Here is a 20,859-nt window from a genome sequence, read left to right as displayed (position 1 = left end):
CGGCCAGGTAACAGCGTGAAGAGGAATATGAGGGTGCAGATTTACCCGGCCAGAAACCCGCCGTCCACGATAATCAGCTTGGCCCCGTGTTCGGTAGAGGAACGGTGGGAACTCAGCTCGTCGGATACCTCGTATGACATGCCCGAGGTCATGCGGAACGTCTGGCCGTCGGTCAGTTCGGTTAGCAGCTCGCCTTCGGTTACGAACAGCAAATGGCCTTTCTGGCACCAGTGGTCGGCTTTATAGCCGGCCGAATATTCCACCATACGCACGCGCAGGCTGCCCAGCTGCAAGGTGCGCCAATGGGCCACGCCCGTTTCGCCGGGGTGCTCGGTGGCCGGAATCATAGCCCAGTCGGTGACCTGGAACGGAATGGTGGTTGTAAGCATGGCGGTGGATATGAGCTGGATTTAGCGAAATGCCTCGATAAGCAGGAGCAGCAGCATGAACGGGGCGAAAACGACCAGCCCCGGCAGAATGAGGTTCAGAATAGCCTTGCCGGTTGTAAAATTCTGGACCAGCGCCGTGCCTTTGACCAGAATAACGATAGTCCAGATGCCCAGCGTGGCCTGCAGCAGGCTTACTACGCCCCACATGATATTGTTGAAGTGGGAAGTGTTTTCGGGCTCACTTTTAAAGAGGTCTTCGCCAAACACAACTACTTCGGGCAGCACCAGAGCCAGCGAAACCACGGAAGGCACCAGGGCCCAGGCAATAACCGTCCGGAACTTGTGGGAGGAGGCTGTGCCCTGCAGCCAGCGGCCCGTGGTGCTGAGCAGCCAGGCGTAGAGGTAATACGATAGCCACCCAAAAAGCCCGCCGCCGAGTACAGCTGTCAGCAGAATAGTGGCCGTCGACATTTTGTCGCCCATGTCTTTCATCGAGGCTCGGTCGATGGCCCGGGTGATGCCGCCAAGTACCAACAGGGGCAACACGTATTTGTCGGGGTGGTTGGCGAGCAGAAACGCTAAGGTGCGCTTGGGCTTAAACCAGATCTGGCTGAGGGCGTTATCGGCTTGTATTTGCGGATACTCGGACATGCGTAGTGTGGTGAGGCAAAGGGACCAAAGCTACCGGAATTCCGGTGGACGGCACGGCAAAAATGAAGAAGTAGCCGGATGTGTAAGCACCCGAAAAAACGGCCAGCCACGGATACGGTTGGCCGTGGTCCTACCTTCTTACGGCTTTGCCCGGCGTCTCATCACCTGGAAATGACTGTCGCGCAGCTGGTAGGTGAGCACCGAGTCGGAGCAAGTAATGTGTTCCATCGTGGAGTCGGTGGGCGAGCAGTGCTGCTGATCAATGGTGATGAGCAACTGTTTCTTCGCGTCGCGGCTGATGGTAGAGGTGCGGATGTAGGCGTCGCCGGCGTCGCCAAAGGTTTCGGCCACTTCGCACTCGTCAAGAATGCGGCCCGACGGTGGGTCCAGAACCAGGAGCTTGATGCGGGTGGAAGCATACTCGCCCGGCATGCGCGTGAGCAGGCCCACCTTCCGATCCGGTAAGTCGAGCCGAGCCAGCGCAAATACGCCGTTGCCTTCACTCTGCTGAACAGCCTGGCCGAAAAGAGCCAGCAGTGGCTCCGGCACCGGCCGGCCCTGCACCAGCGTGGGCTTGCTGGTCGAGTTTTCGTCGAGCTCCGTGGTGGAGAGCCGCAGCGGCAGCGGATACACCGGATACAGCGCCAGTAGCTGCTGCACCGAGCTGTAACTTGCTGCTATTTCAGGCGCTGGCGCGGCCGCCTCGGCGGCCGGCGAAACCATCACGGAGGCAGGCGCCGTGTTATCCTGGCAGCTGGTAAAGACGCCGAGGGTAGTGAGAGCAAGCGGCAAAAGGGCGGCGTAGCGCAGAGTAAGCATGCAGTAGCGGGCTATAAAAAGAACGAGCCGAACATACGGCAAAAGCCCGAAGTGGTGAGCCCGGGCTTTTCGTTGTGCAGAATCGAGTGAATGAGTGAAGCCAAAGTAGCGGCCGTGGTGCGGCCGGTGAGTCACAGCGTATGGTTTTACAACATATGTTGTAAAACCATACGCTGTGACACTTTGCTAGCGGCTGGCTGACGTGGGGCAGGCGGTAGTGCCCACGTTGCTCAGCACCAGGTGCGGAACGGGCAGCGGCACCGTGTTTTGGGGGCACATGGCTTCCCGGGCTTTTGAGCTGACGACGTAGGTGAAGCTAATGGTCTGGCCTTCCTTGAAGGTCTGGCCATCCACAACCAGCTCGGGATTGGACGACTGCACCAGATTCACGGCGGCCACCAGGTTGGTGTGCTGGCCGTGAGGTTTGCCAATGGCGTATTGGCTGTCGACTTCAATCAGCAGGCCGTCCATGCAGGCGGCGCCTACTACCTTGCCGGAGTAGCAGGCCGGCGTGGGCTCCTCGTCGATGCAGCCCTCCACGTTGCAGCCGGGCAGCGCCAGCAGGGTGAATAAGGTAACGGCGGGTAAAAAGTGTCGCATAGCGCAGTCGGTTTTTAGGGCGGGAGTTGAATAACAGTCCTCTTTATGAGGCGGTAGCGCCGCTAATGGTTGCACCCGGAAAACGAAAAAGCCCAGAGGTTTTCCTCCGGGCTTTTTCTCACTTAAACAGGTAGCTTAGTTGGTGCCGCTGGTGCTGCTACCGCCGGGCTTGCCCTGCTGCGAGGTGCTTTGCTGCTGCATGGGGTTGGGCGTGGCCTGTTGCTGCTGCTGATACAGCTCGAAGCGCGAGGGCGCCAGCTTGCGCGGAAAGCTGTTGTTGCTCATATCCGTGTCGGCCGTCTCCAGGTAAGGGTCGAGGGCAAAGCTGACCACGGGCTTGGGCGTGATGAAGACTTTAGTGACGCGCTCATTGTTTTTGCGCCAGATTTCGGCCGGAATGTTCACTAGCTCAGTCTTGCCATCCTCGTAGGTCATCTGCACGATGACGGGCATGGTGAGGCCGCCGATGTTGCGCAGGTCCAGCTCGTAGAAGTGCAGGCCGGCATTGAGGCGGCTTTGCTGCTCAGGCTTCAGCGACTGTACGTACTGCTGGTAGCGGGCCTTGTCGGCGTCGGTAGTAGCGGTGGGGTCGTAGTTGTTGTAGAAGTCCTTGAGCTCGGGCTTGTCATCCACCAGCGTCTTTTTGATATCCTGCAGGTTGCGCTGCTGGCTCAGGGTCTGGGGCGCGCTGTTGAGCATTTCGCGCGTCTTGGCATTCTCGATTTCGGGGTTTTTCGAGTCTACGGTATACCACTTCACGCTCTCGATGCTGAGGTCGGTGTAGTCGGTGGTGTAGAACCAGCCGCGCCAGAACCAGTCGAGGTCGGTGCCCGAGGCATCTTCCATGGTCCGGAAGAAGTCGGCCGGCTCGGGGTGCTTGTAAGCCCAGCGCTGGGCGTAGGTTTTGAAGGCGTGGTCGAATAGCTCCCGGCCCATCACCGTTTCGCGCAGAATATTCAGGCCGGTAGCGGGCTTGGCGTAGGCGTTGGGCCCAAACTGCAGCACCGACTCCGAGTTGGTCATAATTGGGGTTTGCAGGCTCTTATCGGTCCGCATGTATTCCACGATATTCTTCGGCTCACCGCGGCGCGAGGGGTAGTTTCGCTCCCATTCCTGCTCGGTGAGGTACTGCACGAAGGTGTTCAGGCCCTCGTCCATCCACGACCATTGCCGCTCGTCGGAGTTGATGATCATGGGGAAGAAGTTGTGGCCTACTTCGTGGATAATCACCGAAATCATTCCGTATTTCCGCTCGGCCGAGTAGGTGCCATCCTTCTCGGGCCGGCCGCCGTTGAAGCACAGCATCGGGTATTCCATACCGCCCACCGGACCGTGTACCGAAATGGCCACCGGATATTCGTAGTCGATGGTGTGCTTGGAGTAGGTTTTGATGGTGTGGGCCACCACTTCCGTCGAGTACTGGCCCCACAGCGGGTTGCCTTCCTTGGGGTAGTAGCTCATGCAGAGCACCGGGCTGCCGGCCTGCTCAATTTCCATGGCATCCCAGATAAACTTACGGGACGAGGCCCAGGCGAAGTCGCGCACGTTTTTGGCGGCGTAGGTCCAGGTTTTAGTGCCCGGCACGCGCTTCTGCTCAGCCCGCTCGGCTTCCATCTGGGTTACAATCAGCACCGGCTTCTTGGCACCCCGGGCCTGGGCCAGGCGCTTGCGCTGGGTGGCGCTCAGCACCTGTTCGGGGTTTTGGAGCACGCCCGTTGCGCCCACCACGTGGTCGGCGGGGGCCGTGATGCTCACGCGGTAGTCGCCGAAAGGCAGCGTGAATTCGCCACTGCCCAGAAATTGCTTGTGCTGCCAGCCGCGCACGTCGTTGTAGACGGCCATGCGGGGGTAAAACTGGGCAATTTCGTAGAGGTAGTTCTTATCCTCGGGGAAGAACTCGTAGCCGCTGCGCTGGCTTAATTTGAGCTGGTCGTTGATGTTGTAGTGCCAGGCCACGCTGAAGGTCACGGCCTGCTTGGGCCGCAAGGGCGTGGGCAGGTCGATGCGCATCATGGTGTGGTTGATGGTGTGCTTCAGGGCCTTGCCGCCCTTCATCGTCACCGACTCAATCTTGAAGCCGCCGTCGAAGTCAGAACGCATCAGGTAGTCCATGGCCTGAAACGACATCTTATCCTTCACCTCCGCCACCTGGGTGCTGGTGGTAATGGAGTTCTTGTCGAGAATATTCTGGTCGAGCTGCACCCAGAGGTAGGTCAGCACGTCGGGCGAGAGGTTGGTGTAGGTAATATCCTCGGAGCCAGTAATAGCCTGCTTGTTGTCGTCCAGCGTCACGCGAATGTTGTAGTCGGCGCGCTGCTGCCAATAGTCGGCACCCGGGGCGCCGGAAGCCGTCCGGAACGAGTTGGGTGTGGGCAGCAGCTGGTCGAGCTGCTGGAATTTGTCGGTGCCGGAGTTGGTGCTCTGGGCGAGGAGCGGTCCGGCCGTCAGCCCCAGCAGGCCAGTGGCCAGCAGTAAGTTTCTGAACATAGAAACAGGAAATAGAAAGCGAAAAGAAAAGGCAAAAATCAGCAAAACCAGCCGCGCACAGCACGGCGCACACTACTGGGAGGCAAAGACACGGGTGCGGGCCAAACGCTGCATCCGGCGGGCATAGTTTCTTAGCCAGCAATATTTTGCAGCAGCAGCACCGCCGCAATACCTGCGCCAGCCCCGCTCACCACCAGAATCCAGTCGCGGCGGGCCATGCCGGCGGCGCGCAAGGCCACGAACCCCACTGCCAGAATAAGGGCCACAATCAGCAGTTGGCCCAGCTCTACCCCCACGTTGAAGGCCAGCAGTTCCAGCACCGGGCGGCTGTTTTGGCCCAGTAGCTGGCGCAGGTAGCTGGAAAAACCCAGGCCGTGAATCAGCCCGAATACGGCCGCCAGCAGGTTGGGTGCAGCCCACAGCAGGGCTTGCCGGCGCGTATCCTGGCCGGCCTTGCGCAGATTCAGCCCGCAGGTTAGCAGAATGGTAATCGGAATCAGCACCTCAATCACGCGCGGGTTGTACTGCACTAGCCCCAGCGTAGCCAAAGCCAGCGTAACCGAATGCCCGATGGTGAAGCTGGTAATCAGGGCCAGCACCCGCCGCCAATCAGCTGCTACGTAGGGCGCGCACAAGGCCAGCAGAAACACCAGATGGTCGTAGGCCTGCAGGTTGAAAATGTGGAAAAAGCCAAGCTGCAGGTAGGTCTGGAAAACGGACATAGGGCAAAGTTACGGGTAAGCCCAGAAAGTAACTGGCTCATGCTGATGTTGTCCACAGCCTGAGCCGGGGCCTAAAAAAAGCCCTGACCAAGTAGGCCAGGGCTTTTTCAGCGGAAAGAAAGCAGCCGTGAGGCTTATTCCTTGACGATACGGCGGGTATCGATGCCGCCCTCGGTGGCTGCGCGCAGGATGTAGATGCCGGCCGGCAGCTGGCTCAGGTTCACGGCCTGCTTGCTCGTACCGCCCGAGGCGGGCACGGCAGTCGTGAAGACCTGCTGGCCCAGAGCATTGACTACGCTCAGTGTGGTGGCGGCGCGGTAGCCGCTGAGCTCCACCGTAAGCTGGCCGTCGTGGGTCGGGTTAGGATACACGCTCAGGCTGCTGCCGGCCAGGGGCTTCACGCTGGAGCTGACCACCAGGGCCAACGATGGTAGCGAAGCGCAGCCGGCCGACGAGGTCGTAACGACGGTGTAGGAGCCGTACTGGGCCGGGGTGTTAACCACGTAGGTCTGGCCCGTAGCGCCGGGGATGGCCACGTTATTGAGGTAGAACTGGTTGCCCGTAGTCGCGCTGGAGGTCAGTGTGGTGGTCGGGCCGTTGTACTGCACGCTCAGCGTCGGCGTGGCCGGGCGGGCGTTGATGGTCACCGTGGTGGTGGCCGTGGCTGAAGCGCAGGAGCCGGAGGCCGCCACTGTGTTGGTCACAGTGTAGGTGCCGGCCGTGCTCGTGCCCAAGTTGATGACACCGGTCGTAGCATTCAGCACCAGACCCGCGGTGGACGTAAACGTACCAGCCGAAGCGCCGGCCGCCAGCGTGGGGCTCACTGTGCCGGTAGAGCCGGCACAGTACGTGGCATTGGCATACGAGAATGTAGCCGACTGCGCAGTGCTGATGGTAACCGAAGCTGTGGCGCTCGAAGGGCAGGTACCGCCCACGCTGTAGGTCACGGTGTAGGTGCCAGCCGTCGAAGCGGCCAGGTTGATAGCACCCGTTGTGGCATTCAGGCTCAGGCCCGAAGCGGAGCTAAACGTACCGCCAGTTGTGCCGGTAATAGTAGGTGTGGGGTTGGTGCCGCTCTGGCAGAAGGTGGTGGCACTGTAGCTGAAGGTAGCTGTCGTGGCCGGATTCACAGTGACCGTCGTGGCCGCCGAAGTGGCCGAGCAGCCGCTGGCGTTGGTCACCGTAACGCTATAGGCGCCACTGGCCGTGGCCGTGTAGGTAGCCGAAGTAGCGCCCGTAATGGCCGTGCCGTTGAGCAGGAACTGGTAGGTGTTGCCCGTCCCAGCCGGAGCTGTGAGTACCACCGAACCGCCGGCGCAGAAGGTCGTCGGGCCACCAGCCGTCAGCGTGGCCGTTGGGGCCGCATTGATGGTCACCGAAGTAGTAGCGGAAGAACCAGCGCAGCTACCGGACGCAGCTACGGTATTAGTTACGGTGTAAGTGCCGGGCGTGCTGGTTGCCAGGTTGATAGCGCCAGTCGTGGCATTAATCACCAGGCCTGCAGTCGAGCTGAAAGTTCCGGCTGAAGCGCCTGTGCCCAATACTGGCGTTGGAGTACCCGCTCCGCCGGCGCAATACGAGCCACTGGCATAGGAGAAGCTGGCCGACAGCGCATTGGTAATGGTGACGGAAGCCGTGCTCGAAGAAGGGCAGGTACCGCCCACACTGTAGGTGACGGTGTAAGTACCGGGCGTGGAGGCCGTCAGGTTGATAGCACCGGTGCTGGCGTTCAGGCTCAGGCCCGCAGTCGAGCTGAACGTGCCACCCGCCGTGCCGGTAATAGTCGGCGTAGGATTGGTGCCGCTCTGGCAGAAGGTCGCAGCACTATAGCTGAAGGTGGCCGTAGTGGCCGGATTCACGGTTACAACAGTAGCCGAGCTGGTAGCCGAGCAGCCAGCAGAGCTGGTTACTACTACCGAGTAGCTGCCGCCCGTGGTAGCGGTGTAAGTAGCCGACGTAGCCCCGGTAATAGCGCTACCATTGAGCAGAAACTGATATGTGTTGCCCGTCCCGCTCTGGGCCGTCAGCACCACCGAGCCACCCTGGCAGAACGTGGTAGGGCCACTGGCCGTCAGCGTCGCCGTTGGGGCCGCCTGAATCGTTACGGTAGTGTTGGCCAAAGAAGCCGCGCAACTGCCGGAAGCGGCTACGGTATTGGTTACTGTGTAGGTGCCGGGTGTGCTGCTACCTAGCGCAACAACGCCGGTAGCGGCATCAATTGCCAGGCCGGCGGGAGTTGCCGAGAAGGTGCCGGCACTGGCTCCCGAAGCAAAAACCGGCGTCGGATTCGTGGTACCCGTTGCGCAGTAGGCGGCATTGCTATAGGAGAAAGTTGCCAAAGGTGCACCGGTAATGGTTACCGTCTGCGTGCTGTTCGAAGGGCAGTTGCCGGCTACGCGGTACGTCACGGTATAAGTGCCGGGCGTGGAGGCCGTCAGGTTGATAGCGCCTGTTGCGGCATCCAGGCTCAGGCCCGCAGTCGAGCTAAACGTGCCGCCCGTAGTGCCGCTTACCGTGGGCGTGGGGTTGGCTGCGCTCTGGCAGAAAGTAGCGGCCGAATACGCAAACGTGGCCGTCGTAGCGGGGCTGATAGTTACGGTAGTGGTGGCCGTTACGGCCGCGCAGGCGCCGGAAGCAGCCACTGTGTTGGTCACGGTGTAAGTGCCGGGCGTACTCGTCACCAGGTTGATTGCACCAGTGCTGGCATTGATAGTCAGGCCGGCAGTAGAGCTGAACGTGCCGCTAGTGGCGCCCGTGGCTACGGTAGGGGTAGGGGTAGCCCCGTCGCCGGAGCAGTAGGCTGCATTAGCGTAGCTGAACGTAGCCGTGGGCGCTGCCGTCACCGTGATAGTAGCGGTACTCGAACAAGCGGCGCCGGTGCTGTACGTCACAGTGTAGGTGCCGGGCGTGGAGGCCGCCAGGTTGATAGCACCGGTGCTGGCGTTCAGGCTCAGGCCCGCAGTCGAGCTAAACGTGCCGCCCGTGGTACCGCTTATCGTGGGTGTGGGGTTGGTGCCGTTGGTGCAGAAGGTCGAAGCCGCATACGAGAAGGCCGCGTTGCAATTAGACGTAGTAGTAGCCTGACCTACAATGCGCACGTCGCGTAGCAGGGCGTAGCGGCCGGCGCTGTTGCTACCGCTGGCGTAGTATAGGCGCACGGTCAGGGTTTGGCCGGGGCTGAGCGTCACGCCGCTCGCCGAGTTCAGGGCCAGGCGGTAGGTCTGGTTAGAGCCCGTGTTCTGGTTGCGCAGAAAGATTGGGTCGGCAAAGGTGCCGGTACCGGTGCCAGGCGTGGTAGTGCGCGTGGTCAGCGGGCCAATCGGGCCGGTGCCACCGCCAGTGATGCTGGTCGAGTCGTTGGTTGTGAAGCCGGTTTTGGAGTATACTACGGCCAGCTTCAGGTTGCTGGCGGTGTTATTGAAGGCCGACCACAGCACCAGCGAGTCGGTCCGCAGCGTGGCATTGGCCGCCGCCGTAATAGTGAACTGGGCGTAGTAGATGCGGTTCAGATTGCTGCCCGGCAACGGAATAAACGACCCGTCGCCGCTGGGAGAGGAGCCAAAAGCCGCGCCAAAGAGGGCTGAGTAGGGCCGGATAGCCGTGCCCAAGGTTACGTCAGATAAATAGAAATTACGCAGGGTGCTGCTGCTGGGTAGCACGCCCGGCGCCCGCACGGCGGCGCTGTCCTGGTTGTTAGCCTTCAGCGGCCACCACTGCAGGCGGCCTGTAGTCGTGGTTTGGCCAAAGCCCGGTTGGGCAGCAGCTACACCAAAGAGCAATACCCAGAGCAGCAGAAGCAGCCGGGCTGGCCGCCGCTTTTGGGAGCTAGGGGTCTGGCCTGCTGTGCCAGACAGCGGGCCGGAGAGTAAGGTTGCAGTCATGGAAAACTGGAAGTAGGGGTGGGAAATAGAGAAGCTGTGAGGCGCTGGTGATAAAGAAAAAATCCTCTTTCGAGGGCAACTCTCCGCCGGGGGCAAGGAGGGGTAGCGTATGCCAGTACGGCATTGCTGCTGAAAGGGTGCATTGCGGCTGAAAATGCCCGGTCAGCGTTCCTCAGCCCCTATTCAGGGCCCGAAAAGGTCGGCTTGTGCCGGCCCGTCGAGGAGGTCTGAGTCAAGCCCTGTCAGGGTTGAGTATCAACGTTTTTCCGGAACGAGGTATCTGCTGAATATTCAAAAATATGCATGTACTCTGTTCGGGTGCGGCCGGTAGGGTTGGTGGCGGGGTGTTATAGTACTAGTCGGGGCTAGTTCAATCCGGTCTGCGGCCGCATCGTCGACGTGGGTGCGGATTTCCATTGTTTCCTTGCCCTGCAATACCCCTGAACAACTCAGAATCAGAATGCAAAAAGCCCCGCGGCACTGTGCCGCGGGGCTTTTCTACGCTTAGCCAGCAACGGGCTACCAAGGTTTAAAAGCCGACTTTGACGATGGCAAAGCGGGGCGAGGTAGCTTGGTAAGGATAGAGCACGTAGGCATCGGAAGGACTGCGGCGGGTGATGGTAGTAGGGCTTACTGCCCCGGTAATAAACGTGCCGTTGACGCCGGCCGTGACCCAGGCATCGGTGCTGGTCAGGCGCAGCACCCGGGCCTGGCTGCCTGATACGAGCAGCAGCGTCTGGGCATCAAAGAGCAGCAAGCCGTCGGCCCCGGTCAGGCTTTGCGTGGCTGGCACTGTGACCTTGGTGAAGCTGGCGGGGTTGCTGACGGGGACTTTGAACAGCGTGCCGTCGTTGGCCTTGGCCACCAGCAGGTAGCCGTCGGGGTGAAATACGATGCCGTTCAGGCCAAAGCCGGTGCCGCCGCTCAGCTGGGCATTTTCCAGAAATATGGACGCGTTGCCCTGCGCATCCACTTTGTAGATGATAGGCGACAGGCTGTCGGTGATGTAGGCGTTGCCCTGGGCGTCAACGGCAATGTCGTTGGCAAAATGGTTTTGCCCCGACCGGAGGCCGCCTAGGTCCACGTAGCGGATCAGGCTACCGTTGGTAGAGTTGTAGATGGCCACTGCCGCCAGCTGCCGCAAGGTGGCCGAAGTGGAGCGGGTAGTGTTGGCTCCGTTGTCGGATACGGCTACCAGCAGGCGTTGGCGGGTGGCGTCGAGGTTGAGGCCAATGGTGGAAATCAGCCGGGGGTCGTCGGCAAACACGGTGTAGGTGCTGTCGTCTTTCACGGTCCCAATCTTGCCCTGGGTGCGGGAGCTAACCAGGAAGTGTTTCCGGCTCTCGTCGTACTGAATGCCTTCGGGGTGCAAAGCCTGCTGCGGAACGGTGATTTTGGCCGGAGCCGCCGCCTCTGGCTCATTTTCATCATCGTCGGAGCAGGCTGGCAGCAGACCGCCTAGCAACAAGCTCAATGCGGCTAGCCGCAAAAAGCGGGATACTGCCAACGAACCGACCTCAGAAAGAAGGGAAGAGTAACGCATACCTAATGGGCTAAGAGTGAATGGTTCAGTCTACGTTCTTCACAAACAAGGAGTTGGCCGGAGTGTTGGTGGGCAGCCGGCAGAAAAAGCGCCGAAGCCCGGCCGCGTGATGCGGCCGGGCTTCGGGCAATGGGGTGGGGAAGCTAGTCTTTGCGGAATACCAGCGTGCTGACCGGCGCGCTGGCCTGGCTACTACCAAAACTGTTGACCAGCCGGTAGCCTTCCGCATACAGCCGGTCGATGATGCGCTGGAGCTGCTCGGTGTTTTCTTTCTGTTCTTTCTTGCCCGTAATACCGGCCAGCTCCTGCAGCTCGGTTTTGCCGTCGCCGTAGCTAATATATAGACGACTGCTCGGCGCTTCGAACAGGCGTACCACAACTGTTTTGCCGGTTGTTTGGGCCTGCGCCCCGGGCGGCACTGCCAGGCACAGAAAGAAGGTGGCTACCAGAATCAGCTTTTTCATAGAGTTAGGAATAAGGTAAGCCGGAAGATAGAAAAAGCCCCGCTGGTACATGACCAGCGGGGCTTTTTACCGGGGCAGGGCAATTACCCGACGGCCGGAATTTCCACGTTGTTGAAGCGGATGTGCTCGTCTTCCAGCACGGCTTCCACTACCGCGTCTTTGCTCACGCGGCCCGAGAGAATGTCCTTGCTCAGCTCATTGAGCACCAGACGCTGCAGCACGCGCTTGAGCGGCCGGGCGCCAAACTGCGGGTCGAAGCCCTGCTCGCCGAGGAAGTCGAGCACCTCGTCGGTGGCTTCGAGGCGGATGCCGGCCTCGTGCAGGCGCTGCTGAATCTGCCGGAACTGGATATCGACAATCTTGCGGATTTCCTTGCGCTTGAGGGGCTGGAACATCACGATTTCGTCGATGCGGTTCAGGAATTCGGGGCGCATGTGCTGCTTGAGGCGCTCTACTACTTCCTCGCGGGTGCGGTCTACCACCTCGTCGTGGTTGTATTCATTGAGCTCCTTGAAGTTCTTCTGAATGATGTCGGCGCCCGTGTTGGAGGTCATGATGATGATGGTGTTCTTGAAGTTGGCCACCCGACCCTTGTTGTCGGTGAGGCGGCCGTCGTCGAGCACCTGCAGCAGGATGTTGAACACGTCGGGGTGGGCCTTCTCGATTTCGTCGAGCAGAATCACCGAGTAGGGCTTGCGGCGTACGGCCTCGGTCAACTGACCGCCCTCGTCGTAGCCCACGTAGCCGGGAGGCGCCCCGATGAGGCGCGACACGGCGTGGCGCTCCTGGTACTCACTCATGTCGATGCGGACCATGCTGTTCTCGTCGTTGAACAGGTACTCGGCCAGGGCCTTGGCCAGCTCGGTTTTACCCACGCCGGTAGTGCCCAGGAAGATGAACGAGCCGATGGGCCGCTTGGGGTCCTGGAGGCCGGCCCGGGAGCGGCGCACGGCATCGGAAATGGCCATAATGGCCTCACTCTGTCCGGCCACGCGCTTGCCCAGCTCGGCTTCGAGGTTGAGCAGCTTTTCCCGGTCACTGGCCAGCATCTTGCTGACAGGGATGCCGGTCCACTTGGCCACTACCTCGGCAATGCTTTCGGCCGTCACGACTTCCTGGAGCATGGTGCCCCCGGCTTCGTTGGCGTTGGCCTCGTCCTGGAGTTGCTTCAGCTTAGCTTCGGCCTCCTGAATCTTGCCGTAGCGCAGCTCGGCCACGCGGCCGTAGTCGCCCTGGCGCTCGGCCTGCTCGGCTTCGAGCTTGAACTTCTCGATGGCCTCCTTTTGCTCTTGAATACCGGTGAGCACCGATTTCTCGTTTTCCCACTGGGCTTTCAGCGTGTCGCGCTTGGCCGTCAGCTCGCTCAGGTCTTTGTTGAGCACGGTTTCGCGGTCCTTGTTTTCCTCGCGGCGGATGGCTTCCCGCTCAATCTCGAGCTGCATGATGCGGCGCTGGATTTCGTCGAGCTCCACAGGCATGGAGTTCAGCTCGATGCGCAGCTTGGCCGCGGCCTCGTCCATGAGGTCGATGGCCTTGTCGGGCAGGAAACGGTCGGTGATGTAGCGGCTGCTGAGCTCCACGGCGGCAATGACGGCGTCGTCGGTAATGCGCACGCCGTGGTGCAGCTCGTACTTCTCCTTAATGCCGCGCATGATGCTGATGGCGTCCTCGATAGTGGGCTCGTCCACCATCACGGCCTGGAAACGGCGCTCCAGGGCCTTGTCTTTCTCGATGTACTTCTGGTACTCCTTGAGGGTGGTGGCGCCGATGGAGTGCAGCTCGCCCCGGGCCAAAGCGGGCTTGAGCAGGTTGGCCGCGTCCATGGCGCCTTCGCCACCACCGCCGGCCCCAATGAGGGTGTGCATCTCGTCGATGAACAGAATGATCTGCCCATCGGAGTCGGTTACTTCCTTGATAACGGACTTGAGGCGCTCCTCAAACTCGCCCTTGTACTTGGCGCCGGCAATGAGCAGGCCCATGTCGAGCGACATGATGATCTTGTCCTTGAGGTTTTCGGGCACGTCGCCGGCCACGATGCGCTGGGCCAGGCCCTCGACAATGGCGGTTTTACCCACGCCGGGCTCACCGAGCAGCACGGGGTTGTTCTTCGTGCGCCGACTCAGGATTTGCAGGACGCGGCGGATTTCCTCGTCGCGGCCGATGACGGGGTCCATCTTGCCGGTGCGCACCTGCTCGTTGAGGTTGCGGGAGTAGCGGTTCAGGCTCTGGTACTGGTCTTCGGCCGTGGCGCTGGTGACCTTGCGGCCCCCGCGCAGCTCCTTGATGGCGGCTTTCAGGTCCTTTTCGTTGAAGCCGGTGTCTTTGAGCAGGGTGCCCACGGCGTCTTTGCCGCCGAGCAGCCCGAGCAGCAGGTGCTCCACGGATACGTACTCGTCGTCGAACTCCTTGAGGTAGTTATTGGCGCGCTGCAGGGCGGCGTTGGCCTCGTTGGCGAGGTAGGGGGAGCCCCCGCTTACTTTAGGATACCCGGCCACAATGGCATCGAGGCGGGGCGTGAGGATGTTGAGGTTGACGCCCAGCTTATTGGCCAGAAACGAGAGTACATTCTCGTCGCTCTGGAAGAGGCCCTTGAGCAGGTGGCCCGTTTCGATGGCCTGCTGCTGATTGCCGCCGGCAATTTCAGTGGCCTTCTGCACGGCCTCCTGGGCCTTGATGGTGAAATTATTGAAGTTCATAGCTGCTAGGTCTTAGGTAGTTGCCTTCGGGGTAAGAAGGTCTACGCAAGGCACAGCAAACGGGGTGCGAGAAGGGTTTTGCTGACTTTTTGGCGGGATTGTGAGCTTTGTAATAAGTTAATTCGCGCCATAATGTCTATAGGTTGCGCTGCAAACCTAATAAATTTAGTAATTATGTTCTCGGTTTCTACTTATGGCGTTTGCTTTTAGTAACTTGGGGATATGATAGAAGCTATAGGATCTGAAGAACAAAGAGATGCTCAGCTAAAGCTAGCAGAAGAGATTCGGCAGGCAGATATCCAAAGACAGTCAATGAAAGAAGTCATTGACATATGTAAGGACAATCAGAAAGCATCAGGGCAAGAGTTTGATAAATTGCTTGTCTACATAGCTGGGGGTGGGCTAGCATTGACCGTTGGTTTCGTTAAAGACATTGTTAGCATAACCAACGCTAAGTACTTGTGGCTACTATTTCTGACTTGGGTAAGCTTCACTCTGACTCTTCTATTTAATCTGATTTCTCACAAGCTCGCGGCTACTGCTTCAGATGAATCATTAAGTCTTTGGTCGTATCGTAAGCATTGCTTTGACTTCAACAAAGAAATTGATAATGACTACGATAAAAAGCTTGATACTAAAGCCAATTGGGCAAATGATTGGGTGAGCAGGCTGAATGATCTTAGTATAGCCAGTACTATCATCGGCATATCATTTTTCATTGTTTTCACTTTCATAAATCTTAATAATGGTAGACCCACAGAACCTAGAAAACCTGAACCCAGCCCCATTGCAAAAATCAATGGAGCCGAATATTATCAAAGGATTAAAGCTTCCGTCGATAGTAATGGCAGCTCCTCAATCAGAACTAACATCTCAACCAGTGTCAATGACTCCTCCCATAGCATCAAATAGTGGGAAAGAGCAACAAGCATCTTAATCTCTCATAGATGGCCAAAACTAATCCACATCCGACTGAACCAACTCGACCAAACGAGCAGATTAGAGGCAATCCTCTTCCGCGTATAGTCATTCAACCTCATAATCCACCGAAACCAAATAGATAAGATGGCAGAGAAAGAGAAACCAGGACCAAAATCAGGAGAAAAAATAGCATTAGGCAACGTCCTGCCTAAGATGGTGATGGCACCTATAGCTAAGGCCGCAGCACCTAAACCTTTGGATTCAGATAAGAAGTAAGATGGCTAAGAAAGCTTCTCCCAGTTATGTATCGCCAAAGGCTGGGCCTTTGAACGGTCAAACCCTTCCCTCTTTAGTAGTGAAACCCTTCACGCCACCCATAACACCTTCCCATACAAAAGGAGAAAAGTAATGATGACTCATAAATAAAAAGGCCTTGCAACTGCAAGGCCTTTTTATTTATGAGCAGCGAAGCGCAAGAGGTCCTTCGTTGCGCTTCGCTGCACTCAGGATGACAGAGAGTAAAGGCTACTCCGGCTTCGGTGCTTCCCCATCCCCACTACCTTTCTGCTTGCCGGGCCGGTCTATTACCAGGCGGGCGGCGGTGATGCGGTGGTAGAACTCGGGGGCGAAGCGGGCATACTTGCGCAGGCTGCGGTCGAGGCGGTCTTCGAGAAGGGTAGCGAGCTTGGTAAACTCGGCTTTGATGACGATACGGGCGGCTTTGCCTTCGGTTATTTGCTGGCGCGGGGCGTTTTTGGCGCCGCTGAAGGCGTCGAGGGCGGCTTGCAGCTCCTGGAGGCGGGCGGGGGTGAGGCCGTATTCGAGCAGGGGCGTTTGGTGGGTCTGGGCCTCGTTGTGGATGTGTTGGGCCAGGTCGGTGAGGGCAGTGGCGCGCAGGGCGTAAAGCGTGGAGTAGCTGTAGTCGGCGCTGGTTTGGAGGGTGCGGTTTTGCTGGTCGGTGGCGTAGGAGTACAGGTCGCCGGCTATTTCGGCGGCGGCGGTAGCCAGCAGCTCACGGCGCTGGCCCTTGGTTTTGCTGGCGCCCTGGCTGGCGGTGCGCAGGCCCTGCTGGCGCAGGGGGAGCAGGGCGGCGAGGTAGGCCTGCAACTCCTGGCTGATTTGCAGGAAGGCTTTGTCGTGGTCGTAGGGGGCAGTATCCTGGGCCAAGGCGGCCGCGAGGTTTTCGGCCGCGGTGAGGCGGTTATCCTGTTTGATGGTAAGCATGAGGAAGTAGGGGAAGAGGATAGAAAAAGAGGAATACCTGGCGTTGAAATAGGGAGCGGTAGAATAAGGGGCGGATAAGTAGCTTAAGGTTAGGGGAATTTGCCGGGAAAAGCACCGTCGGGCGCGGAGAAAAGTGTAACCGTAGCCGGAACCATCGGGCCTACGGCCGGAACCGCGGCAACCACCCCCGGAACGGTTGGGGCCGGGCCCGGAACGACTGCGGCCACGGCCGGAACCATCGGGGCCACACCCGGAGCCATCGGAGCCGTACCCGGAGGCGTTGGGGCTACACCCGGAACCATTGAAACCACCCCCGGAACGCCCGGGACCAGGCCCGGAGTCGTTGGGACCACAGGTTGGGGTTTTGGTGGCCATGCGTCGGGGTTTGCGCTGTTTTTGGGTTTCTTTGGTCGTGCGCGGTACCTTTAGGCAGAACTTTTGTTTCCTTCTGTACATCAGCAGCACTTCAAGGGTGGGCTTTCGGCAGCCCAATCTTACGCTACTTCTCCTTTGGCTATGACTTCTCATTCTATTATGCACGGCGCGACCATGCAGCGCGAAATTGCGGAGTTCACCAGCATCCTGAAGCAGGGCGGAATACACGCCGGGCTGGAGTACCTGAACGGTCGGACGCCCCACCAGTACACGGGCATTTTCAAATTCGACGGGGATACCCTGCGTAATCTGGCGTTGTTCGACCGGTACCAGCCGGCGGTAGAAAAGGGCGGTGATACGCCCATGGAAGCAACATATTGCTCGTTGGTAGGCAAGCAAGAGGCGCCCCTGGAAATCAATGACGCCGCGGTAGATCCGCACGTAAAAGGCCTCATCAAGACGCCCGTAATTTCCTATTGTGGGGTACTGATCCGGGATGCGCAAGGCAAGGCTTTCGGTACGTTGTGCCACTACGATATGCAGCGCTGCGAAGAGCGGACTACCGACCTGCCGCTGCTACAGGCGGCGGCCGGCTTGCTGCATGGGCAATTGCCTGAGTCCGGGGGCTAATTCTTAGCTGGCGCACTTCCAGCTTGTAGCTCGCTATGCAGTCAGGCTGGTGTAATGGGTAGCGCATAACGACGAGCTACCCAGAAAGAGTCTCCGTTGCCAGCAGCGCGGGCGGTGAGAGTACAGCTTCTAAATATGAAATGCCACGCGTTACGTCGCCATTTGATGCGCGGCATGCTGAACCCGCGTTGGCCGTTGGGCTACCGGGCGTTATCGGACCCGTCAGGCTTTTCACCGCTGCTCCAGGCGCCACGGAACCACTCGGGGAGAGGCTCGCCGAAGGGGTGAGGTGGCGGGCTTTGCACTCGGCAAGCCACCAGATGACTTCGTCAGAGTTCGAGGGCGAAGGTCATTTTTTTCGGCCCCGCCGTGTTTCGTGGGTTGCTACCTTCTAAGTGCCACCGCGGGAGAGATGCCCCGGCTGCGTGGACGACAGATAAAGCATGACAGTTACCATTGCACGCGTGATGTCTCACACTGTTCGACACGACGTGCTTTTGTTGCGGTAGCGCGGCGGAAAAGGCTATATCTTTACACCTGATTAGATGAGTCTTACCGGGTAACTAGAGGTATGGGGATACGTTTTACACGTTTTTTACTGGTCGTATGTATGCTGCTGGCGGGCGTGGCGGCTAGGGCGCAGGCACCTACTTGGCAGGTGCTGTCGACGATAGAGCGGCTGAGCGGCAGCGACTGTACCATTACCGCCATTGATGCCGCCGACTGGCAGACTGTGTGGGTGGCGGGTATTTTTGAGGGCTCCATTCGGCTGGGTGGTACGCAGCTGACCAGCGCCGGCGGCATGGATGGCTTCGTGGCCCGGTGGAACATGACGACCAACAGCTTTACCTGGGCAGCACGGTTTGGGGGCAGCGCCGACGAGTTTGCCGGTACGCTGGTGGTGAATGGCTACCAGGTGTACTTGGCCGGGCATTTCTACAGCCCCACGGCCACCTTTGGCTCGCGGAGCCTGACCCAGACGAGCAGTCCGGGCGAGGCCGATGGGTTTGTGGTTAAGATTGCGGATGCCAATACCAGCCCCTATTTTCAGTGGGCGCAGGCGGTTGCGGGGCCGGGGCAGGAGCAGATCAACAGCCTGAGCGTGAGTGGCCGTCAGGTGGTAGTGGGTGGCTCTTTCACCAGCGCCACGGCCCGGCTGGGCACGGTTACTCTGGCCAACCTGGGCATACCGGGTTCAGCCGATGGGTTTGTGGCCGAGTTGAACGACACCGATACGGCCGGCAACTTTACATGGGCCTGGGGAGTATCGGGCAGCAGTAAGGAGCAGGTAACGTCGGTACTGCACGGGGGTACGGCTATCTACTACGGCGGCGAATTTGACAGTCCCACGCTCCGGACCGGCACCACCACGCTCACGCATTCGAGCCCGGTAGTTGGGCCAGACGTATTTCTGGGGGCTCTGAAAACAGGCAATGCGCCGGTAGCCTCGGCCTGGGCCTACCAGGCGGGCGGGGCCGGCATCGATTACCTGAGCACCCTGGGCCGCGCCGGGCAGGGCTTTTATGCCACCGGCAGCTTTTCGGGAGCCACGGCTACCTTCGGCCCCCACACCCTGACCAATACCAACCCCGCCGGCACGTCGAGCGACGCCTTCCTGACGCGGCTGAATGACCTGGGTACGACAGGCTCGTTTGGCTGGGCCGTGAAAGCCGGAGGGCCAGGCAGTGACAGTGGGCAGGCGGTGGATTTTGCCACGAATGGCTCCGTGCGCCTGGTAGGGATGTTTGAAGGCACGGCGGCCTTCGGGCCGCACCAGCTGACCAGTCAGGGCGGCTACGATATTTTTGTAACCCGCCTGGACGATACTCCCTCTTCAGCCTCCTTTGCCTGGGCGCAGCGGGCAGGCGGGCCCGGCACCGACCTGGCTTTGGCGGTACTGCCCGGGTTTCAGAACCGGATATACGTGGCGGGCTCCTCGACGCCCCCGGCGCAGTTCAGCGCCCTGCCGGTGCCGGGCCCGGCCCAAGTCCGCATCGGCTACCTGGCTACGCTCCTGGATGCCGGGCCTTCCCTCACGGCCAGCATCAGCGGCGAAGCCCTGCTGTGCGCGGGCGGGCAGCTGACGCTGACGGCGGCGGCCTCGGCCGGGGTGCAGAGCTACCGGTGGAACACGGGTGCCTCTACGGCCAGCATTACTGTCACTCAGCCCGGCGTATACTCGGTAGTAGCCACCTTCGGGAATGGCGAAACCCGCACGGCCCAGCACACAGTAGCGGCTTTCGTGCCGGCCGTGCAGCTGGTGGGGGATAGTGTGGTGTGTGGCGGCTCGGCGGTGCAGCTCACGGCGGTAGCGTCCGGGGCCACGTCCTTTCTCTGGAACACCGGCGCTACCACCGCCGCGCTCAGCATCAGTCAGCCCGGCACCTACACTCTCACGGCCCGCTTCGGCGGGGGCTGCGCGCTTACCCGCAAGGTGGTGGTGCGGGCGGCGGCGTTGGCGGTGACCGGGCCAGCCCAGCTGTGCTCCGGGGCGGCAGGTAGCCTCACGGCCACGGCCCCCGGGGCTACGGCTTACCGCTGGAACACGGGCGGCACCAGCGCCACGCTGCCCATTACGCAGGCCGGGAGCTACACGGTGCAGGCCACTTTCGCCTCGGGCTGCACCCTGAGTGCGACTCACACGGTAACGGCCCCGGCTGCCCGCCTCAGCGGCGACTCGGTGGGGTGCGCCGGGCAGCCGGTGCGCCTGCGGGCTACGCAGGCGGGAGCCAGCGGCTACCGGTGGAGCACGGGCGAAACCGACTCTATTGTGTACGTGCGCCAGACGGGGAGCTACACCGTGACGGTGGACTACCCGGGCGGGTGCCAAAGCCAGGCCACGACATATGTGCGGATGGCCCCGGAGCTGCCCGTCTTCACCCTGGGCCCCGACACTATACTGTGCGAGGGGGAGCGGCTGCTGCTGAAGCCGCTGCTGCCTGAGGCGCTGTTGCGCCATGCCACCTACCGCTGGTCGACGGGGGCTACCACGCCTACTATCTGGGCCCAGGGTGCCGGCACCTACGTGCTGCAACTGCAAACTAGTTGCGGTATGCGCACGGCCAGCCTGCGCGCGGAGTCCCGTACCTGCCTCACGATTCCGAACGTAATAACCCCGAACGGTGACCAGTTCAACGAGCATTTTGCCATTGCGGGCCTGCAGGGGGCGTGGTCATTGCAGGTGTTTAACCGCTGGGGGAAGCGGGTATTCCAGACCGAGGCCTACGCCAACGACTGGGGCCCGAATACTGCCCCCGGCCGCTACTATTACCTGCTGGCCCGGCCCGGGCAACCTACGGTGTACAAAGGCTGGCTCGAAGTTATTCGGTAAGCCGCAACGACTGAGACTAGTTCCTTAGATGCAGGGTCTGGGAGTGAGCGTAGAGACGCAACCTTGCGCCTCGTCGTTGAACAATGGTTGTATGAACCGCGCGGACGACGAGATGCAAGGTTGCGT

At 60.1% G+C, this 20,859-nt stretch carries 14 protein-coding genes; 3 read left to right on the top strand and 11 right to left on the bottom strand.

Going from position 1 to position 20,859, the window contains the following annotated elements; genetic code table 11:
- Nucleotides 1-41: 41 nt before the first annotated feature.
- The 10 genes from LGH74_RS17655 to clpB form a co-directional block, all read right to left on the bottom strand.
- The gene (locus LGH74_RS17655; protein WP_226177655.1) at nucleotides 42-389 is read right to left on the bottom strand and encodes a DHCW motif cupin fold protein; all 348 of its coding nucleotides are present in this window, start codon (nucleotides 387-389) and stop codon (nucleotides 42-44) included.
- A gap of 21 nt (nucleotides 390-410) precedes the next feature.
- Nucleotides 411-1,040, bottom strand: a complete 630-nt coding sequence (locus LGH74_RS17650) for a Yip1 family protein (protein WP_226177653.1) — start codon at nucleotides 1,038-1,040, stop codon at nucleotides 411-413.
- Between the two features lie 138 nt (nucleotides 1,041-1,178).
- The gene (locus LGH74_RS17645) at nucleotides 1,179-1,859 is read right to left on the bottom strand and encodes a hypothetical protein (protein ID WP_226177652.1); all 681 of its coding nucleotides are present in this window, start codon (nucleotides 1,857-1,859) and stop codon (nucleotides 1,179-1,181) included.
- A gap of 186 nt (nucleotides 1,860-2,045) precedes the next feature.
- On the bottom strand, nucleotides 2,046-2,459 hold the full coding sequence (locus LGH74_RS17640) for a hypothetical protein (protein ID WP_226177650.1): 414 nt from the start codon (nucleotides 2,457-2,459) through the stop codon (nucleotides 2,046-2,048).
- 135 nt (nucleotides 2,460-2,594) lie between these two features.
- The gene (locus tag LGH74_RS17635; protein WP_226177649.1) at nucleotides 2,595-4,946 is read right to left on the bottom strand and encodes a M1 family metallopeptidase; all 2,352 of its coding nucleotides are present in this window, start codon (nucleotides 4,944-4,946) and stop codon (nucleotides 2,595-2,597) included.
- A 131-nt stretch (nucleotides 4,947-5,077) separates the two neighbouring features.
- On the bottom strand, nucleotides 5,078-5,668 hold the full coding sequence (locus LGH74_RS17630) for a HupE/UreJ family protein (RefSeq protein ID WP_226177648.1): 591 nt from the start codon (nucleotides 5,666-5,668) through the stop codon (nucleotides 5,078-5,080).
- Nucleotides 5,669-5,802: 134 nt separating this feature from the next.
- On the bottom strand, nucleotides 5,803-9,549 hold the full coding sequence (locus tag LGH74_RS17625; RefSeq protein WP_226177647.1) for a beta strand repeat-containing protein: 3,747 nt from the start codon (nucleotides 9,547-9,549) through the stop codon (nucleotides 5,803-5,805).
- 529 nt (nucleotides 9,550-10,078) lie between these two features.
- Nucleotides 10,079-11,092 carry an SMP-30/gluconolactonase/LRE family protein gene (locus tag LGH74_RS17620; RefSeq protein ID WP_226177646.1) on the bottom strand — a complete coding sequence of 338 codons (1,014 nt, stop codon included), beginning with the start codon at nucleotides 11,090-11,092 and terminating at the stop codon, nucleotides 10,079-10,081.
- Nucleotides 11,093-11,235: 143 nt separating this feature from the next.
- Nucleotides 11,236-11,556 (bottom strand): OmpH/Skp family outer membrane protein, encoded by a 321-nt coding sequence (locus LGH74_RS17615; RefSeq protein ID WP_226177645.1) that lies wholly within the window; start codon nucleotides 11,554-11,556, stop codon nucleotides 11,236-11,238.
- A gap of 83 nt (nucleotides 11,557-11,639) precedes the next feature.
- Nucleotides 11,640-14,252, bottom strand: a complete 2,613-nt coding sequence (gene clpB, locus LGH74_RS17610; protein WP_226177644.1) for an ATP-dependent chaperone ClpB — start codon at nucleotides 14,250-14,252, stop codon at nucleotides 11,640-11,642.
- 222 nt (nucleotides 14,253-14,474) lie between these two features.
- Here clpB and LGH74_RS17605 point away from each other — a divergent pair, with 222 nt between their 5' ends.
- On the top strand, nucleotides 14,475-15,164 hold the full coding sequence (locus LGH74_RS17605) for a hypothetical protein (RefSeq protein ID WP_226177643.1): 690 nt from the start codon (nucleotides 14,475-14,477) through the stop codon (nucleotides 15,162-15,164).
- A 534-nt stretch (nucleotides 15,165-15,698) separates the two neighbouring features.
- Here the strand turns inward: LGH74_RS17605 and LGH74_RS17600 are convergent.
- Complete coding sequence (locus tag LGH74_RS17600; protein ID WP_226177642.1) at nucleotides 15,699-16,397, bottom strand: hypothetical protein; 699 nt, start codon at nucleotides 16,395-16,397, stop codon at nucleotides 15,699-15,701.
- Between the two features lie 516 nt (nucleotides 16,398-16,913).
- Between LGH74_RS17600 and LGH74_RS17595 the strand changes: the two genes are divergently transcribed.
- Nucleotides 16,914-17,402: a hypothetical protein gene (locus tag LGH74_RS17595; RefSeq protein WP_226177640.1), complete on the top strand. Its 489-nt coding sequence runs from the start codon at nucleotides 16,914-16,916 to the stop codon at nucleotides 17,400-17,402.
- 610 nt (nucleotides 17,403-18,012) lie between these two features.
- On the top strand, nucleotides 18,013-20,733 hold the full coding sequence (locus tag LGH74_RS17590) for a T9SS type B sorting domain-containing protein (RefSeq protein ID WP_226177638.1): 2,721 nt from the start codon (nucleotides 18,013-18,015) through the stop codon (nucleotides 20,731-20,733).
- Nucleotides 20,734-20,859: the final 126 nt, after the last annotated feature.

This window comes from Hymenobacter lucidus (assembly GCF_020447265.1).
Classification (GTDB): Bacteria; Bacteroidota; Bacteroidia; order Cytophagales; family Hymenobacteraceae; genus Hymenobacter; species Hymenobacter lucidus.
The sequence above is the reverse complement of the archived record's forward strand: the minus strand, read 5'-3'. Positions and strand labels throughout refer to the sequence as shown.

Coding starts and splice junctions, on each gene's coding strand:
- LGH74_RS17630 (WP_226177648.1), bottom strand. CDS start 5,668: ATGTCCGTTTTCCAGACCTACCTGCAGCTTGGCTTTTTCCACATTTTC.
- LGH74_RS17640 (WP_226177650.1), bottom strand. CDS start 2,459: ATGCGACACTTTTTACCCGCCGTTACCTTATTCACCCTGCTGGCGCTG.
- LGH74_RS17620 (WP_226177646.1), bottom strand. CDS start 11,092: ATGCGTTACTCTTCCCTTCTTTCTGAGGTCGGTTCGTTGGCAGTATCC.
- LGH74_RS17600 (WP_226177642.1), bottom strand. CDS start 16,397: ATGCTTACCATCAAACAGGATAACCGCCTCACCGCGGCCGAAAACCTC.
- LGH74_RS17645 (WP_226177652.1), bottom strand. CDS start 1,859: ATGCTTACTCTGCGCTACGCCGCCCTTTTGCCGCTTGCTCTCACTACC.
- clpB (WP_226177644.1), bottom strand. CDS start 14,252: ATGAACTTCAATAATTTCACCATCAAGGCCCAGGAGGCCGTGCAGAAG.
- LGH74_RS17625 (WP_226177647.1), bottom strand. CDS start 9,549: ATGACTGCAACCTTACTCTCCGGCCCGCTGTCTGGCACAGCAGGCCAG.
- LGH74_RS17605 (WP_226177643.1), top strand. CDS start 14,475: ATGATAGAAGCTATAGGATCTGAAGAACAAAGAGATGCTCAGCTAAAG.
- LGH74_RS17595 (WP_226177640.1), top strand. CDS start 16,914: ATGACTTCTCATTCTATTATGCACGGCGCGACCATGCAGCGCGAAATT.
- LGH74_RS17650 (WP_226177653.1), bottom strand. CDS start 1,040: ATGTCCGAGTATCCGCAAATACAAGCCGATAACGCCCTCAGCCAGATC.
- LGH74_RS17590 (WP_226177638.1), top strand. CDS start 18,013: ATGCTGCTGGCGGGCGTGGCGGCTAGGGCGCAGGCACCTACTTGGCAG.
- LGH74_RS17635 (WP_226177649.1), bottom strand. CDS start 4,946: ATGTTCAGAAACTTACTGCTGGCCACTGGCCTGCTGGGGCTGACGGCC.
- LGH74_RS17615 (WP_226177645.1), bottom strand. CDS start 11,556: ATGAAAAAGCTGATTCTGGTAGCCACCTTCTTTCTGTGCCTGGCAGTG.
- LGH74_RS17655 (WP_226177655.1), bottom strand. CDS start 389: ATGCTTACAACCACCATTCCGTTCCAGGTCACCGACTGGGCTATGATT.